Below are 17813 nucleotides of genomic sequence, written 5' to 3'. Positions count from 1 at the left end.
AAACACTCATTTATTTAAAGTAAACTGACTTTTACCAACATCCAACGTCTACGGAATTTGTTACTTTGACATCTACGTCAACGGTATCCTGATCCGTGCAAGTAGTGTCACATTCACCTTGCATTTCTAATCTTGTTTCAAGTTCCTCTACCTGAAAAAACTCATTGAATTCGTTTTTCTGATTTTTCATTATTTTGATTTCAGTTATTTAAATTAATTATTAATTACCAACACCCAACATCTACACTGTTTTCTACCTCGATGTCAATATCTACAGTATCATTGTCAGTACAGGTAGTATCGCATTCGCCTTGCATTTCTAATCTTGTTTCAAGTTCCTCTACTTGAAAAAGTTCGTTTGTTGTTACTTTTTGATTTTTAGTCATAATTATAAATTTTAGTTTAAATAATACACACTAATAATTAACAAAACACACCAATTCTATAAAATCAATTAAAGATTAACTGGATTAAATTTATTGACTTACTGCCCTTAAAGCTTAAATTAATAAAATCACAGCTTACTTCGGTGGGATCTTAGAATCTTAATAATAAATCTTAGAGGATAGTGCGTTTTTAATTTTGGTTGATATATATTTTATTTATTACACCGCAATAAGAATATAAAAAAAATAAAAAACAAAAAAATCCTGAAAAATATTCATTCTCAAGAATATTGAAATTTAATTAGATTAAAATGGATAATTTTATTTATAATTGCGAATCTAAACCTATCTTACCCGTAAGAATGCAATTTAAATTATCCAAATACATCATATTTCATAGTCCTGAGAAATCAGATCAAGACAAAGTAATGATTTTTTCTACGAGATTAGGTAAGGCAATTTTGGTTACAAAGTATGTTACTGAAAAACTTTTTCGAAGTGAATTCACTGATTTACCAGATAAGATCATTACGAACCTTATTTATTATGAAATATTAGTTCCTATTGATGAGGATGAATTTTCAGAGATTATCTGTCAGAAAAGTATTTATCAAAAGGATCGAAAACTTAAACTACGGTCTACCTTAGCTGGCTGTAATAAAACCAATGAGAAACCTACCAATAACCATGTATTTTTAACCATAAACTCTCGGGAAGATCTATACAGCTTTTATACTCATTGTAAAGATATGCAAAAGATCTCTCTGGAGTTATTTCTTAATAATTACATTTCAAATTTAACAGACCATTTGCCATTCAATTTTAATTCTCTAATTAATAAAATGGTTTTTAGAATAGATAAAACAAATATTTATGATTATATAGTATTTAATGAAGAATTAGTCAGATGTAACCATTACCTAAAAAATTCAGAATTTGTGTATGTTATTAAAGATCAAATCAATACTGATAGCTTAGAAAAGCTGATTAAACTATCAAATAATTACAGGCTTGTATTTGATTTCGACTTTAATTTTGATGCTTACAAAAACTTATCTAACTACTCTGGAGTCTGTTTTTTTGAAGATGCTAAAGCGTCATTGCCCAAAAACAAATCAGGAAGCAATAAGGAGGATCTATTTCTGCAAAATATTTTAAAAGGAAGTTATCAATCATCTTTTAAAAGCATTTTGTATGACGATTTGTGTGAGAATGAATTAAATAAGGCCTGTGAATCTTGTAACATATTCCCGCTTTGTGGTGGTAGTTTAGGAGACAATGATGAACCAAATTGCCCTCCAGTCAAGGGGAAAATCAAAGAAATTTTAGAAAAAAGATATAAGTTATAAATATGGGGTGGAACAGAAGTCAGCTTGTTGATAAAGATTTATTTGTCATGGAGTTCTTAGATAAAATCAACAGAGACTTAAGTTTCGAGGATAGAATTTCATTTTTCTATATATCCAAGAATTATACAATTGCCACAAACGAAGTTAAAGAAGGTAATATGACCTTAGCAAAACACTATTTTGACAAAGCCAATAGTTATGCGGCTAAGTTTGAACAAAAGTCATTGCACTTATTTAGGTTATCTAATAATGTGTATTACAGATCATATTCACTTTTTTTATTCAAGCAAAACGAGCCTGTTAGAGCAAAGGAAATGATTATTGAAAGTATGAAAAATAATTTGCAAATAGTAGAATATGATCAAGACTATCTTTTTATTTTATTCGATACTGCGCAGCAATACTTAAATTTGTCTCAGCTTTTTTTTGTGTTAAGAAAACCACTTCTTGCTAAAAGGATTTATATCGAAGTAATTAATTATCTTATTTCCGGTAACACAAAAAATCTTCCGTTTTTAAAGAATTTGGATGTACTAAATGAATCAGAGAATTATAAAAATCTAAGAACAATTCTTTGTCTTGAAACCATACTTTCTTTTTACACGAAAATTCTAGATGAAAATAATTTAAAAAAAGAGTTTTATTTATTTAGTCATAAAATTACCGATGATCTCTTATTAAAGAAAGATAGTATAATAGGAGCAATCATTTTAATGATCAAAAGTAAGATTAATAACAAAGATGAGGATATCAAGTATTATGAAAATTATGTGAATCTTAATTACCAAATCCAATATCAGAAATATTTTCAAAAGATAAATACCCTTATGACTAAATTAAATTAGTAATATAATATGCTTAAACTATATTTTCTTAGCAGTATAAGGAGCCTATATAAAAACAAGCTCATTTCATTAATTAATATTATAGGTCTTACTCTGGCTATTTCTGTAGCTGTAACCATAGCAGTATTTCTATCATTTAAGTCAAATATTGAATCCATACATGCGAATGCTGATAAAATCTATATGATTACAAGTGTAATGGATAGAAACGAGGAGAAAAGTGAATATGGAATAGTTCCTTCTTCACTTCCTCGTAAAATGTTCTATGAAAATGAGAGTGTTGAAAAATATTCTAGAGTAAGCCTAGAAAGTTCAAATATTATAAAAGAAGAATATGAATTTAGTCAAACGAGCACGTTTGTCGATCCAGATTTCTTTAGAATGTTTACATTTAAGCGTCTAAAAGGTGATTTAGAATTAGATAATGTGGACGATGCTATAATTAGTAAATCCTTAGCTCAAAAATTATTTGGTCAAATTGATATAATAGGAAAAGAATTAATAATTAATATTAATTCTCTGGATAGATCTTTTAAAGTAAAAGGAGTGTTTGAAGATTTTGAGGAGGTTACTGCTATTGATTTTGATTTATATCTTCACATCAACGTTACAGATTATTATGGGATAGACAAAAATAATCCACGATCTTTTGTTAATGCAGGATTCGTTCAAATTAAAAATAATAGCTCTCCTTCCTCAATATTAAGTAATCAAGAATTGCTAATAAATGAAAACAATTCCTTGAATTACAATTGGATTGTTGATCATTTCAATCTAATTCAACTTAATGACTTAAGTGCTAAAACATCAAAAATACAATCTGATATTGGAAAAGGATTTGGATCCTTCTCAACTGATATAATTCTTATCTTAATTAGTTTAAGTATTTTAATTATAGCTTGTTTGAATAATGCGAATCTATTAGTCGTCAATTCTTCAAAAAGATTGAACGAAATAGCGTTAAGAAAGATTTATGGAGCAAATAAACTAGCTCTAGTAATTCAATTTTTAATTGAGAATTTTTTTATTATTATTCTTTCATTTACTATAGGAATACTATTAGCTAAAATATTTCTAATACCTGGATTTGATGAATTGTTCAATTTTGGATTAAAATTACAAATGATCTCATCTTTTGTCTGGTTAATCTTGACGTTTTCAATATTAATTACTGTCTTTCTTTCAATTTCGTATCCCGCTTTCTACATTTCTTCATTTAGTATAATTCAAATATTTAAAGGAAAATTGAAATTTGGGGGTAAAAATTGGACTTCTAAGCTTCTACATATCATTCAATTTACTTTTTCAATAATTCTGATATTCAGTGCAATTAGCATTTTCAAATATGTTAATAGTGAGCAAAATAAGAAATATGGGTATCAAATTGACAATTTGTTGTTTATTGAGTTATCTGATAATCAGTCCTTTTCCAGACTCAAAAACATTTTAGAAAATAGATATTCAAATGAGGTATCAATAACTGGTACGAAACACCATGTAGGGACTAGTTCAATTGAGACCCTTATTACGGGAGAAAACGATAAACAGATAAAGGCTAGTAAATTTGATGTGGGAGAAAATTATTTTGATATTCTTGATTTAAATATAATTGAAGGTGAAAATTTTGAACAAGGGTATCAGGCTAATTTAAATTCAATTGTTGTAAATGAGGCATTTGTTAAACAAATGGGATGGAAAAGTATTTTAAATAAATCGGTTATAATAAATAAGGGAAGATATTATGTAGTTGGGGTAGTCAATGACTTTATTTTTGGAAATCCAAATGAACCAATTAGACCTGCATTTTTTAGAATTATCTCTGATATTGACTACAATTTTCTTGTAGTTAACTCAATAAGTAAAGATCCAAAACTTATCGTTAATGAATTGAATGAGGTTTGGGTAAAGGATACTGGGAATAAGTTAGAGGGTAAAGTGCAGTCATCTGTTTATTTCTCATACTTTAAAATACTAAAAGGTCATTCGAATATTATTTTATTTCTTGCTATTCTTGCAACTGTTCTTTCTGTGTTGGGACTTTACGCTTTGTTGTCTCTGAGTCTTGCTCGTAAGATGAAAACCTTTAGTATTAAAAAAGTTTTAGGGGTATCAAATTTGACATTAGTGATGGATGTTTCGAGAGATGTTTTAAGAATTGTTATTCTAGCAATTATTATTGGAAGTGCTTTTTCTATTTATTCTATGTCTTGGTTATTTAAGATTGTATATAAAACAGAATGGACTTTTGAAATATTCACATTTATTCAAATGGTACTCATAGTAAGCCTGATAACTATAGTAACCTTATCGAAGTTTATTTTAACTGTAATAAATACTAACCCTATCAAATATCTGAGACATGAATAAAAATAATTTATTATATTTTCCGAATATAAGAATGATCGAAAATTGAAATTAATAAGATTCTACTTTAGCGAAAAATCTTCTAAACTTGGAAAGATTTTACCTCATCCTGATTAACCACCTTTCCATCTAATAATTTAATAATTCTGCGAGCATATTTTGAATCATTGGATGAGTGAGTTACCATAATTATTGTTGTCCCTTCCTCATTTAAAGATTTAAGGAGCTTCATTACCTCTTCGCCATTTGACGAATCTAGATTGCCTGTAGGTTCATCTGCAAGAATTATTGCAGGGCTCGTTACTAGAGCTCTTGATATAGCAACTCTTTGTTGTTGTCCCCCTGATAATTGTTGAGGAAAATGTTTTTTCCGATGTAAAATATCCATTTTTTTTAGAACTTGTTCAACTCTGTCTCTACGTTCAGTAGAAGGTATCATTAGATATTGTAAAGGTAATTCAACATTTTCAAAGACAGTTAGTTCTTCAATTAGGTTAAAGCTTTGAAAAACAAATCCAATCTCACCCTTCCTTATTTTAGAAAGTTTTCTTTCATTATAATTAGAAACCTCAGAATCTAAAAAGAAGTATTCTCCAGAGTTAGGACAATCTAACATTCCTAATATATTGAGTAAAGTAGACTTTCCACAGCCTGAAGGACCCATTATTGCTACAAACTCACCCCTTTGGATAGTTATATTAACATTATTTAAGGCTGTTGTTTCTATTTCTTCTGTTCTGAATTTTTTTGTTAAATTTTTTATCTCTATTATTCTGGTCATCTTATTTTTTTATTAGTTTATTTGATTTTGATTTTGATTTTTTCGAAATTTTTGAAATTCTCATATTCAGATATAATTATTCTCTCCCCCTCTGTTAAACCACTTAGAATTTCATAATAATTTTCATTCTTTCGACCTAATCTTATTTCATGCTTTTCGGCATATTCACCGTCATCTTTGATCTTAAATATCCAATTTCCACCAGTGGAGTTATAAAAATTACCAGTCGGTAACAATAGTGCTTTTTCTGTAGATCCAAGCTCTAATTTTATACGTACAGCTTGTCCTCTACGTAGGTCATTGGGTTTATCAATAGCAAACTTCATATCAACTAAAAATATACCATCAAAAATTGCAGGATAAATTTTACTTATTTCTAATTGATATTCATCACTGGAGAACGACATGATTCCTTTTAAACCTAGATTAATTCTAGATAAGTAATGTTCATCAATTTCTACCTTTACAATAAAGTCTTCCATAACGTCTATTTGTCCAAGTCTCTGCCCTGACGTTACTGATTGTCCCACCTCTAATTTTGGGGATTCTAATTGTCCATTTATCTGTGCTTTAAGTGTTAAATTGTGTAGGATTTTACCAACAGCATCTAAGCTCTTCAACATGCGTTTCTCAGATTTCTCTAATTGCCTAAGTTGAAATGACCGAGCAACGGAATCATTTTGATAGCTTTTATAGGTAAGAGACTTTCTACGAATATTATACTGATATTTTTCTTCTATTCCCTCAAATTCTTGGTCAGAGATAAGCTTTTGATCATATAACTTACTCATTCTGTAATATTGAGGTTGAAGAATATTTAATTGGTAATCAATTTCTGCCAGCTGTGCCTGTTGACTCAAATCGTTTTGATCTAAAAGTAAACGTGTTTGCCTTAGGTTGTTTATTTGTTCATACAGTTGGGTCTCACGTTGCATCACTTCCAACTGGAGATTTGAATTATTTAAAGTAATAATAGTATCCCCAATCTTTAAGATAGCTCCGGATTCTTTGTAAATCTTATTAACTATACCACCTTCAATTGCATCTAAAAAAAACGATTTACATGGTTCAATCTTGCCATTAACTGTTATGAAGTCTTTGAAATCTGCTTTTTTTACGCTGGCGATATTTATATCATCTTTGTTTATTGTTATAATTGATCTATTGTCTACAAACAATAACCTGTAAAGAGCCAACAATAATACAATTACTATTAAAATGGTCAATAAAAGTCTTTTAATCGACCATTTATTCTTTACTAATACTTTATCCATTAATCTAACCTTAAAAAATCAATCATGTTTACTCTTGCAAAGTAAATCAAAAGAAATTAATAACATAGTCCGTTATGATTCAATATTTAATTTATTCTTTTATAATAGTATCAACTCCAAAACTCAGCCAAAGCCTCCGCCTGCTGCAATACCGTATCAGTAGCCAGCTTTTGTAAATCAGGTGGATAGCCGTACTGTCTCAGTGTTCGCTTTACTATTACTTTCAGCTTCTTTTTAACCGATTCTTTTACTGTCCAGTCGATACTGGCATTCTCTCTGACACGCTCAACCGGTACTTGGGCTAGTTTTAAAAGGGTGTCATCTCCTAGCAAGTCTTTAGCACTTTGGTTATTGGCTACTGCATCATAAAAAGCGAGTTCATCTTTCGACAAGCCTAGCAGATCACCTCTATTATCAGCTGCTTTTATTTCCTTAGCCAGTTCAATCATTTCCTGTATGATTTCTGCAGCTGAAATCAAATTATTCTGATATCGCTTTATGGAGGATTCCAGCATTTCCATTAAGGATCTACTCTGCACCACATTATGCTTTGACCTCACCTTAATTTCATCATTGAGGAGTTTCTTCAATACTTCCAGTGCAAGATTCTTATGCTTCATGTCTCGCATTTCCTCCAAGAAGTCATCATCCAGTACTGATAGCTCAGGCTTTTTAATCCCTGCTGCATCGAAAATATCAACTACCTGTTCCGAAACAATGGCTTGATCCACCACTTGCTTAATGGCAATTTCAATCTCGTAATCTGATTTACCACCTGACTGTGCTCTAATATCAAACTTTTGAATCCTTGCCTTAACTGCTTGAAAAAAGGCTATTTCATCTTTGGCATCCATCGCTTCTTCATGAGGAAGTGCAATTGCAAAAGTTTTGGATAAGGCTGTGACCTCTCGGACATATCTGTTTTTGCCATCATCCAAACTCAAGACATGATCTACAGCCGATAAAATAAGTTCTAGCTTCTTTTTTACGTCAGCATCGAAATACTCTTCATAGGCAAAAGGTTTGCCGTAGGATGCCTAAGGCTCTGCTGCCATCGGATATGTTTCAGTTTCCATTCGAGACTTTTCATTGAAAAATTGTGAGACTACTTCCAGCTTTTCCAACATCAACTGCACTGCTTTCTCTTGTGCTTCGGCAGGATCTCCTTTTCCACCACTATCCGAATAAAAAGAAAGTGCTTTCTTTAAATCTGAAGCAATACCAAAGTAATCCACTACCAGTCCACCCGGTTTATCTTTATACACCCGATTTACACGGGCAATGGCTTGCATCAAATTATGCCCTTTAATAGGCTTATCAATGTATATAATGTATGCATGCTTGGTGCATCAAAACCAGTTAACCACATATCTCTTACTATCACCAGCTTCAATGAATCAGAAGTATCTTTCATCAGATCAGCAAAAAGCCTTCTTTGGTCTTTGGTGGTATGATGTTTCATCATATCGGGGCCATCGGAGGAAGCTGCGGTCATCACCACCTTAATTGCACCCTTATCCAATTGCTCATCATGCCAGTGCGGACGAATATTGATAATTTCCTTATACAAATCCACTGCAATTTGACGGCTCATGGCCACTATCATAGCCTTACCCTCCAATCCGCTATTCACTCGCTCTTCATAATGAAAAATAATATCTTTGGCTACCTTTTTAAGCCGTAGAAACCATTTGAAAGAACAGCTACCACAACGGAGGGACACTATTTACAGGTCAAACACGACAATTACAGAATAAAGATCTACGACAAACAGAAACAATTTAAAAGTAGATACTTACTACCTAATGATATTTTAAGAATAGAGTTAAATACTACGGGAGTTTATATTCGCAAAAAGTTTAATATTACCACTCTTCTCGATTTAATGCACTTTGACCAGAGTTTATTTCTTAATGATTTAATTGAACAGTTATCTATTTCCCTATTCTATGATTTTACAATCAAACACGATTCAAAGAGGCTATTTAATTATAAGGATAGAAACTATTGGGGCAGGTTAATCAGAGAAAAGAAAAACTCTTCTTATGATAAACATAGGAATCTATTAAACCAATACATCAAATATTATTCTGACAATGTGTTACAACAAATTACTAAGAAACTTGAATCTAAATTCAATGAACTTTATAAAGGGGGGGTATGCTAATTCAGCCTATAATAGGAAATAGAATAAACACACCCCTAGAAAGAATATCCAAAGTAACTGGCTATAATATTTCAATGCAGAAACCAGATAGTTTTTTCCTTTCCACTACTGGGATCAGACACTACAAAGAAAACTTTCCAGAGGTTAATAAACATTTAAATGAAATCTTTCTTTGTGTTGCATGGCATTTAGAGGAGGAGACAATCCAGATTAAGGAAATAGCGCATAACCTTAGAAATAATTACCACAACAATAAAGGCAGAAATTACAATCAGATACGACTGCCATTTTATGAGGATACATTAAAAAAGTTTAATTAATTAATCCGACTTTGTGGGTATCTGTTCGCACGTGTAAAACTTCGGGGATATCTGTTCGCACGTATGCAGATAATATTTCACTATCTGTTCGCGCGCGTAATGGCCACCAAAAAACCTTTACATACCCCTACCCTAAAAAATTGGGTGAAACGAATATGAGCTAGGTAAAGAGGTTTTACATAAATCATTATAAGGGTTGATACGCACCCCCTAGTCAGTACGATCTATCTTTTTTTTATAGTGTACAATTTCTTTTATTAACAATCATAAATAATTAAAATACGCTACTTTTAAATCAACAAACTAAAACTTCATGAAAACTATTTTCAATTACTCACTAATTTTATCCGCATTTTTCATTCTGGCATCATGTAATCAAAACTCTGAAAACGCTGAATTCCTAATAGGGAAATGGAAAATGACACCCATAGAGAAAGATACTTCAACTATGACAATTACGTCTCTACCAGAAATAAATTATGATTTTAAATCTGATGGGAGTTTCGTTTCTTCTTCAGCTAGTGGGGGTAAAAACTTAACAGAATCTAATTGGAAGATTGAGGGAGACACCCTAATGTTAGGTTATGGACTGATTGACAACCCCGACAATGATAGATTTTATAATAAGAACGATACTATACTCATCTACAAAGGTACAATTATGGGAAAAGAAATAATGATGACACCAATAAAATGATTTAATAAATAGAAACGTTACCCCACTAGATACTTTCTTTTTTTAATAGTGTACACTATTCCTTTTTTATGGTTTCCGAAAACTTAATAATGAGGGTTTTTCTGTAATTGTTGGCAGTATGTTGGCACGATAGGAAATAAAAAACCGTAACTCATTGAATATCAATGTAATTACGGTTTAACTATGCAGAGGCGGAGGGATTCGAACCCCCGGTACCTCGCGGTACATTGGTTTTCAAGACCAACGCGATCGACCACTCTGCCACGCCTCTAAATCAATAAAATGATTTGCTTTATGCGAATCGGATTGCAAATGTAGGCGAAAATATTTTTTGTGCAAACGGAATGCTAAAAAATATTACTCAGCCTTAATTTCATTCTTCTTTTTTGCCTTCTCCAGACTCACATTCAATTCTAATCCTATAATTAAAAACAAGGATAAAAAAGAGAACCAAATCATAATGGCTATCAGCGCGCCTATAGACCCATAAAGCTTATTATAGGTTCCGAAATTGTTGATATAAAAGGAAAAACCAAAAGATACTGCCAAACATAAAAAGGTGGCCAAAATTGAGCCCGGATTAAAGAAATGCCATCTTTTGTGAATGGCAGGCGCCCAATAATAAATAACCGAAATCGCAATTTGGAATAAGAAAAATATCACCAAAAATCTCAAACCTATAAAAATATAGACCTCGAAACTATCGCTTATAATTCCAAAATCCTCCAAGAAATATATGAGTTGTTGAGCTACAATAAGCAACACAATAGAGATAACTAGAACAAAGGCCAACAAAAACGTAAGGCCTATAGCAATGGCTTTAGCTTTCACAAATCCTCTACTATCTTTTGTCCTATAAGTTTGATTAAAAGCAGTCATCAACGCACTGGTACCGTTAGTGGCAAAATAAAGCGCAAAGATGAAACCCACAGAAAGCAAATCTCCTCTCGACTTCGATAAAATATCAACGATAGTTGATTGTGCCACTTCATATACAGAAGCCGGCATGGTTTCTTCCAACAAGCCCATGACCTCCTGCTGTAAATTTTCAATTGGCAAATAAGGGATAAGCGTAAACAAAAATATAATAGCAGGGAAAATAGCCAAGGTAAACTGAAAAGCTACATTATTGGCTCTTTCTATTAAATTATGATCACTTAACTCATCAATAAAAATCTTGATGAGCGTAAAATAGGAAACCCCACTCCTTTTTAGACGCTTTCTTTTTAAGAAGTGGATGAACCTTCTTAAAAAGCCTATGGATAATATAATTCTTAGGTATTTAAATTTCATTCGAAAAAAGGATGTATAATTTTAGTCAAAATTTCAGGCATTTGACAAGGTTTTCCCGTATTTCTATCCACAAAAACTAAAACCGTATAGCCTTTATGAATTAATTTACCTTCCTTAAAAACCTGGTATTCATAGCGAATTCTGGTATCAGGTAATTTTGGAATTGATAATTCTATAGTCAATTCATCATCATATCGAGCGGGTCTTAAATACTTGGAATAATTTTCCAAAACAGGCATTATAACTCCTTCTTCTTCTATTTCCCTGTAGGATAAACCCAGGCTTCTGATGGATTCTGCCCTAGCAACCTCAAAATAAGTGGCGTAATTTCCGTAATACACATAGCCCATTTGGTCGGTCTCGGCATATCTGACCCTAATTTTATGTTCAAATTGATACATAAACTTATTTATAAATTCTCGATTTGTTTAAAGCATTCTGATATGCCCTTGCATTGAAATTATGTTGCCTCAAATTAGTAGCAAACGCATGATAGCCTGAAAAATCAGGTTTCGCACAAAAATAAAGGTAATTATGTTCCTCAGGATCAAGCACGGCATCTATGGACTCAATTTCAGGCAGATTTATGGGGCCAGGAGGCAGCCCTTTATACTTATATAAATTGTAGGGCGAATCAACCTCTTTATGCACATTCAAAACCCTTTTAATAGTGAAATCACCAACTGCATAAACTAAAGCGGGGTCAGCCTGCAAACGCATATTTCTCTCCAATCGGTTTAAATAAACTTCTGCAACTTTAGGCCTTTCATCTGGTTGAATAGTTTCCGCTTGAACTATTGAGGCCAAAGCGCTTACTTCTGTTGGGGAAAGTCCTAGCGCTTCTGCTTTTTGCCTTCTTTCTCCATTCCAAAATCTTTGATATTCACTATACATTTTATCAAATAATCTTTGCTCGGAAATGGTATAATATACCTCATAGGTATTGGGGATAAACATACTCAAGATATTGTCTTGTGTAAATCCATAAGCATTGATTAAAGAATCATTGTTTAATAATGCTAAAAACTCAACAGAATCAGCTTGTAAATTATCTGTGATCTTACCTGCCAAATCTGGCTTAAGGCGAACATTATTGAAAGTGGTGGTAGTAGGTGTCTGCTCGCCAGCCCTCAGCATTCTGATGGCCTGCAGATTGGTCATGTCCTTTTTCATCAGATAAAGCCCGGGCTTCATGTTTTCTTGATAATCCAAAAGCTTGGCCACAAAGCTGAAGGACAACATATCATTCACTATACCCCTGTCATAAACAATATCTTGCAAATCTTGGAAGTCCATGTCTTCTTTTATAAGAATGACTTCATCTCCTTTTTCCACTAAAATATTTTCAGCAAAAAATACTTGATAAAAATAGAAAACAAATGAGGTGACCAGAATAGAAAATACTACTATAAATCCTATTAGAAATTTATTACGCTTCATAAAATTATAAATTCACACAATTGAAAGCGCAAATTTAAGGATTTTGTTTGGGCTTAAACTATTCTAATTAATTTCAAATTGATTAATATTGTGTATGGCAGCAGAATTTATCAAATTATTTGAAGAAAACCCCGACCCGAGGAAAATCCAGCAGATAGTGGACATCTTAAAAGATGGGGGTGTAATTATTTATCCAACTGACACTATTTATGGCTTAGGTTGTGATTTGACCAACAGAAAAGCCATTGACAAATTATGTTGGGTAAAAGGTATTAAGCCGGGAAAAATCAATCTTTCCTTTATTTGTGAGGATATGAGCCATATATCCGATTATGTGAAAAATTTATCGACCCCAACCTTTAAGTTGATGAAGAAAAACCTTCCGGGGCCGTTTACTTTTATTCTTCCTGCTAACAGCAATGTGCCGAAAATCGTAAATGCCAATAAAAAAACGGTCGGCATCAGGATTCCTGATAATAAAATCCCAATTGCCATCGTGAAAGCGCTGGGCAATCCTTTGATCACCACATCACTCAAAGAGGATGATATTGTGGAGTACCCAACAGACCCTGAGGAAATTTATGAAAACTTCAAGAATTTGGTAGATGTGGTCATTGATGGTGGATACGGAAACAATAATCCTTCAACTGTAATTGATTGCACTACGGAGCCTGCTGAAATTGTTAGAGAAGGCCTTGGTGAAATTATTTTATAAATTTCAAGCAATATTATTTTACATGCATAATTCCATTTTAATAGAATTACAATATTTACCTTCCATTGCCTTTTTCTCAAACTTGCAAGGCAAAGAAAAACTCATTTTAGAAGCCCAAGAATTTTTTGAAAAGCAAACTTATAGAAACCGATGTCATCTACTCTCCTCACAACAAATCGAGATTTTGACTGTTCCCTTACAAGGAGCCAACAAAAAAATTAAAACCAAAGATATTAAAATAGACAATAGCCAAAAATGGAATAAAAAACATTGGAGGAGCATTCAAACTTGCTATGGAAAATCCCCATTTTTCGAGTTCTTTGCAGATGAGTTCAAAGTTATTTATGAAAAGAACTATAAGTTTTTGTGGGACCTAAACATGGATTTACTGACAATCTGTCTTAAAATCACAGGGCAAAAACTCAAAATAACCGAAAGCGTCAGTTATGAGAAAAATATTTTAGGAAACGTTATGGATGTCAGATCGTTAATACACCCTAAAAAACCTAATTATTTAAATCAATTTTATAAACCTACAGCCTACGGTCAGAATTTTGGCAACAATTTTGAACCGAACTTAAGTGTTATAGATTTGTTGATGAATGAGGGACCGAATGCAAGAAATGTCATTCGGCAGTCAATTTTTAAATAAATTAAACCTTAGGTTTTTTATTTAGTTTTTATAATAGTTACATTTAAACATGCTTTAGGGCATAAGTCAAGAATATCGAGCAGTAAGCATATGGAAGCAAAATTTTCAAACAGAGTTAAAGAGGTAATTTCTTTGAGCCGTGAAGAGGCGCTTAGATTAGGCCATGACTATATTGGTACAGAACACTTACTATTAGGAATGGTAAGAGAAGGGGAAGGCGTGGCGATCAGTCTTTTGAAAAAGCTTGGCGTTTCGCTCGATGAACTTCGAGGGGAATTAGAAAGAAGCACAAGAGGAACCGCTACAAATAACGTAAAAAACCTTGCCAATATACCGCTGACAAAACAATCCGAAAAAGTATTGAAAATTACTTATTTGGAAGCAAAAATCTTTAAAAGTCAATTAATTGGTACTGAACATTTATTACTATCTATCCTTAGAGACGAGGACAACATCGCTTCTCAAGTGATGGAGAAATTTGATGTAAATTATGATGTCATTAAAGAGCTTTTAGAATATCAAACTCAAAACCCTATGGCATCATCTGATACAGATGATAGCGAGGAAGATTCAGGTAAAATTTTTGGGAGTGGATCCAGAGAAACTAGTAGTGGAGGTACCGGAGGTTCTAAAACAAGTGAAAAATCTAAAACTCCGGTTCTGGATAATTTCGGACGCGATTTAACCAAAATGGCGGAAGAAGATAAATTAGACCCTATAGTTGGCCGTGAAAAAGAAATTGAGCGAGTTGCCCAAATTTTATCCAGAAGGAAGAAAAATAATCCAATTCTAATCGGTGAGCCAGGTGTTGGTAAAACTGCCATAGCGGAAGGTCTAGCATTAAGAATTATTCAAAGGAAAGTTTCAAGAGTTCTTTTTAATAAAAGGGTGGTGACTTTAGACTTGGCATCATTGGTTGCCGGGACAAAATATAGAGGTCAGTTTGAGGAAAGGATGAAAGCCGTTATGAATGAGTTGGAGAAATCTCCTAACGTAATTTTATTCATTGATGAGCTGCACACTATTGTGGGTGCAGGCGGGGCTTCAGGTTCTTTGGACGCCAGCAATATGTTCAAACCAGCATTAGCCAGAGGAGAAATACAATGTATTGGTGCCACGACCTTGGATGAGTATCGCCAATACATAGAAAAAGATGGTGCTTTGGCAAGACGTTTCCAAATGGTAATGGTGGATGCTACAACTCCTGAGGAAACAGTAGAAATCCTAGCTAATATCAAGGATAAATACGAGGAACATCATAATGTTAACTTCACCGATGAAGCCATTGAATCATGCGTAAAACTGAGTGATAGATACATTTCTGATAGGTTTTTGCCAGATAAAGCCATTGATGTAATGGATGAAGCAGGTGCAAGAGTACACTTGAACAATATTCATGTTCCTGATTCTATCGTAAAATTAGAAGCTTCCATTGAGGACATCAAGAAAGAGAAAAATCAGGTGGTCAGAAGCCAGAAATATGAGGAAGCCGCACGATTAAGAGATACTGAAAAGAAACTCATTGAAGAGTTGGAAACCGAAAAAAGAAAATGGGAAGAAGAAACCAAGGCTAAACGTTATACCGTAACGGAAGAAAATGTAGCTGAGGTAATCGCCATGATGACGGGAGTTCCTACTAAGCGAGTTGCACAAAATGAAAGCGTGAAACTCAAAGGAATGGGCGATGACTTGAAAAAGCAAGTTATTGGTCAGGATGAAGCAATAGGTAAACTATCTAAAGCCATTCAAAGAACTAGAATTGGTCTTAAAGACCCGAAAAAACCAATCGGTTCATTTGTTTTCTTAGGCCCAACAGGTGTTGGTAAAACTGAGCTGGCGAAAGTACTTTCTACTTATTTATTCGATAAAGAAGATGCGCTCATTAGAATTGATATGAGTGAATATATGGAGAAATTCTCCGTTTCGAGATTAGTTGGAGCGCCTCCGGGCTATGTTGGCTATGAAGAAGGCGGTCAGTTAACCGAAAAAGTGAGAAGGAAGCCCTATTCAGTTGTGCTTTTAGATGAGATTGAAAAAGCGCATCCAGATGTATTCAATTTATTATTACAGGTATTAGATGATGGTATTTTAACAGACGGATTGGGAAGAAGAGTTGATTTTAGAAATACTATTATCATTATGACCTCCAATATTGGAGTTCGTGACTTGAAAGATTTTGGAGCAGGAATTGGATTTGCCAACAGTGCAAAAGACAACAATTCCAATGAGGTGATGAAATCTACCATTCAAAATGCATTGAAGAAGGCATTTAGCCCTGAATTCTTGAATAGATTGGATGATGTGATTGTATTTAATCACCTTGAGAGAGAACATTTACATAAAATCATTGACATCTCATTGAAAAAAGTCTTTGACAGAATGTTGTCTTTAGGTTATGATATTGATTTAACGGATGCTGCTAAAGATTTCTTATCTAAGAAAGGATATGACCAACAATATGGTGCAAGGCCATTGAACAGGGCTATTCAGAAATATTTGGAAGACTTAGTTGCAGAAGAAATCTTAAATGAAAATATCAAAATGGGTGATTCCATCATAGCGGATCATGATGGTAAAGCAGAAACACTCTTTATCAAGTCTAAGAAAAAGAAGAAAGAAGATAAGAAAAAGGAGGGTAAGAAAAAAGACGGAAGTAAAGAGGACGCTAACCAAGAAAACAAAAAAGAGGCTGATTAATCAGCCTCTTTTTTTGAGATAATCATAAATCTAATTCCTTTTTTCCATGCTTCATTCCTGCGAAGGCAGGAATCTATCCATTTTAATCGAAGATTAAAATATATAGTATCCTACCAACTATTTGTCAATCTAACCAAAACTTACATCTGTAAATCTCTTTATATATCCTACTATAATTTAAACTGATGGGCTTAATATTGCATTTAAACGATAAAATATAGAGTTATTTTGAAATATAATGAGTTTAGTCGAAATTTACATTACAATAAATCACTAAATCATGCATACGACTATCTCAAAAAAAACAACAATCATAGATAAATTTAATAGCATAATTGAATTAAGTGAAGGGGATACTAATGAATGGAAAATAGGGATTGCTTCATTGGAGAGGGCTTCACTCTTAAACGTTAAGGATGAAATAACTTATCAGAAGTGTGGTATAGATGAAGCTAAAGAAATTTTATTCCATTTTCTTGCTCAGGGTGTTCAAACCTGCAATATGAGTAAATCTAATTTTAACGGGATTTATCTTTATAGGTAAATACCCATCTAGGCTAAAGCTTCGGTGGATATTAGCTGTAAGGGGAGGATTCGAACCTCCAAGGAGTAGTTAGGCTACAGTTTCCACGATAAACTGTTTTGCAAATTATCGTGGGATGCCTGCGCTTTTTCCCAAACCTCCACCCCCGAGACAGGAGGGCATGTTTGCCAATTCCATCACCTTACAAGATTTATTCTTTTCCTTTTTTATAAATCAGTATCAATCACCTGATAATAAACCTATAAAATGCAAACCCAACATTAAGCGAAGCTTAATAAGCGGGTGGGAA

The 17813-nt window shown here is 33.0% G+C and carries 18 protein-coding genes and 1 tRNA gene; 9 read left to right on the top strand and 10 right to left on the bottom strand.

The features are described 5' to 3' along the window. Positions 1-224: 224 nt before the first annotated feature. Positions 225-386: a hypothetical protein gene (locus tag ACFE0M_RS16340; RefSeq protein WP_434546859.1), complete on the bottom strand. Its 162-nt coding sequence runs from the start codon at positions 384-386 to the stop codon at positions 225-227. 311 nt (positions 387-697) lie between these two features. Here ACFE0M_RS16340 and ACFE0M_RS16335 point away from each other — a divergent pair, with 311 nt between their 5' ends. From ACFE0M_RS16335 to ACFE0M_RS16325, 3 genes are read left to right on the top strand one after another with little or no spacing between them, the layout of a single operon-like run. Then, on the top strand, positions 698-1735 hold the full coding sequence (locus ACFE0M_RS16335; protein WP_434546858.1) for a hypothetical protein: 1038 nt from the start codon (positions 698-700) through the stop codon (positions 1733-1735). Between the two features lie 2 nt (positions 1736-1737). After that, on the top strand, positions 1738-2580 hold the full coding sequence (locus tag ACFE0M_RS16330; protein ID WP_434546857.1) for a hypothetical protein: 843 nt from the start codon (positions 1738-1740) through the stop codon (positions 2578-2580). 9 nt (positions 2581-2589) lie between these two features. Then, entirely contained in the window at positions 2590-4947 is a 2358-nt protein-coding gene (locus ACFE0M_RS16325) for an ABC transporter permease (protein WP_434546856.1), read from the top strand. 79 nt (positions 4948-5026) lie between these two features. On the opposite strand, the gene ACFE0M_RS16320 is transcribed toward ACFE0M_RS16325, so the two are convergent. The 5 genes from ACFE0M_RS16320 to ACFE0M_RS16300 all read right to left on the bottom strand — a co-directional run bounded on the left by ACFE0M_RS16320 (position 5027) and on the right by ACFE0M_RS16300 (position 8722). Then, positions 5027-5725 carry an ABC transporter ATP-binding protein gene (locus ACFE0M_RS16320; protein ID WP_434546855.1) on the bottom strand — a complete coding sequence of 233 codons (699 nt, stop codon included), beginning with the start codon at positions 5723-5725 and terminating at the stop codon, positions 5027-5029. A 17-nt stretch (positions 5726-5742) separates the two neighbouring features. Then, positions 5743-6999, bottom strand: a complete 1257-nt coding sequence (locus ACFE0M_RS16315; protein WP_434546854.1) for an efflux RND transporter periplasmic adaptor subunit — start codon at positions 6997-6999, stop codon at positions 5743-5745. A gap of 110 nt (positions 7000-7109) precedes the next feature. Further along, positions 7110-7967, bottom strand: a complete 858-nt coding sequence (locus ACFE0M_RS16310; RefSeq protein WP_434546878.1) for a DUF3387 domain-containing protein — start codon at positions 7965-7967, stop codon at positions 7110-7112. 69 nt (positions 7968-8036) lie between these two features. After that, a complete protein-coding gene (locus tag ACFE0M_RS16305) occupies positions 8037-8291 on the bottom strand; it encodes a hypothetical protein (RefSeq protein WP_434546853.1) in 255 nt (84 codons plus the stop codon). After that, on the bottom strand, positions 8291-8722 hold the full coding sequence (locus ACFE0M_RS16300) for a type I restriction enzyme subunit R domain-containing protein (RefSeq protein ID WP_434546852.1): 432 nt from the start codon (positions 8720-8722) through the stop codon (positions 8291-8293). The genes ACFE0M_RS16305 and ACFE0M_RS16300 overlap by 1 nt, the downstream gene beginning before the upstream one ends. 518 nt (positions 8723-9240) lie before the next feature. Between ACFE0M_RS16300 and ACFE0M_RS16295 the strand changes: the two genes are divergently transcribed. Both ACFE0M_RS16295 and ACFE0M_RS16290 read left to right on the top strand, forming a co-directional pair. After that, the gene (locus ACFE0M_RS16295; RefSeq protein WP_434546851.1) at positions 9241-9486 is read left to right on the top strand and encodes a hypothetical protein; all 246 of its coding nucleotides are present in this window, start codon (positions 9241-9243) and stop codon (positions 9484-9486) included. Between the two features lie 313 nt (positions 9487-9799). Next, positions 9800-10183 (top strand): hypothetical protein, encoded by a 384-nt coding sequence (locus tag ACFE0M_RS16290; RefSeq protein ID WP_434546850.1) that lies wholly within the window; start codon positions 9800-9802, stop codon positions 10181-10183. A gap of 186 nt (positions 10184-10369) precedes the next feature. Here the strand turns inward: ACFE0M_RS16290 and ACFE0M_RS16285 are convergent. From ACFE0M_RS16285 to mltG, 4 genes are all read right to left on the bottom strand, one after another. After that, a tRNA-Ser gene (locus ACFE0M_RS16285) sits at positions 10370-10454 on the bottom strand. A gap of 86 nt (positions 10455-10540) precedes the next feature. Then, on the bottom strand, positions 10541-11476 hold the full coding sequence (locus tag ACFE0M_RS16280) for a YihY/virulence factor BrkB family protein (RefSeq protein WP_434546849.1): 936 nt from the start codon (positions 11474-11476) through the stop codon (positions 10541-10543). Beyond that, entirely contained in the window at positions 11473-11877 is a 405-nt protein-coding gene (locus tag ACFE0M_RS16275; protein WP_434546848.1) for an acyl-CoA thioesterase, read from the bottom strand. The genes ACFE0M_RS16280 and ACFE0M_RS16275 overlap by 4 nt, the downstream gene beginning before the upstream one ends. 4 nt (positions 11878-11881) lie before the next feature. Beyond that, complete coding sequence (gene mltG, locus ACFE0M_RS16270; protein ID WP_434546847.1) at positions 11882-12916, bottom strand: endolytic transglycosylase MltG; 1035 nt, start codon at positions 12914-12916, stop codon at positions 11882-11884. 94 nt (positions 12917-13010) lie between these two features. Here mltG and ACFE0M_RS16265 point away from each other — a divergent pair, with 94 nt between their 5' ends. From ACFE0M_RS16265 to ACFE0M_RS16250, 4 genes are all read left to right on the top strand, one after another. After that, complete coding sequence (locus ACFE0M_RS16265; protein ID WP_434546846.1) at positions 13011-13631, top strand: L-threonylcarbamoyladenylate synthase; 621 nt, start codon at positions 13011-13013, stop codon at positions 13629-13631. 22 nt (positions 13632-13653) lie between these two features. Next, positions 13654-14283: a WbqC family protein gene (locus ACFE0M_RS16260; RefSeq protein ID WP_434546845.1), complete on the top strand. Its 630-nt coding sequence runs from the start codon at positions 13654-13656 to the stop codon at positions 14281-14283. A gap of 90 nt (positions 14284-14373) precedes the next feature. Then, positions 14374-16980 carry an ATP-dependent Clp protease ATP-binding subunit gene (locus tag ACFE0M_RS16255; protein ID WP_434546844.1) on the top strand — a complete coding sequence of 869 codons (2607 nt, stop codon included), beginning with the start codon at positions 14374-14376 and terminating at the stop codon, positions 16978-16980. 280 nt (positions 16981-17260) lie between these two features. Further along, entirely contained in the window at positions 17261-17524 is a 264-nt protein-coding gene (locus ACFE0M_RS16250) for a hypothetical protein (protein WP_434546843.1), read from the top strand. Positions 17525-17813 lie beyond the last annotated feature (289 nt).

This window comes from Marivirga sp. (genome assembly GCF_051117495.1).
In the GTDB taxonomy this organism is placed as follows: Bacteria; Bacteroidota; Bacteroidia; order Cytophagales; family Cyclobacteriaceae; genus Marivirga.
This window is presented reverse-complemented; position numbering and strand designations above follow the sequence as displayed.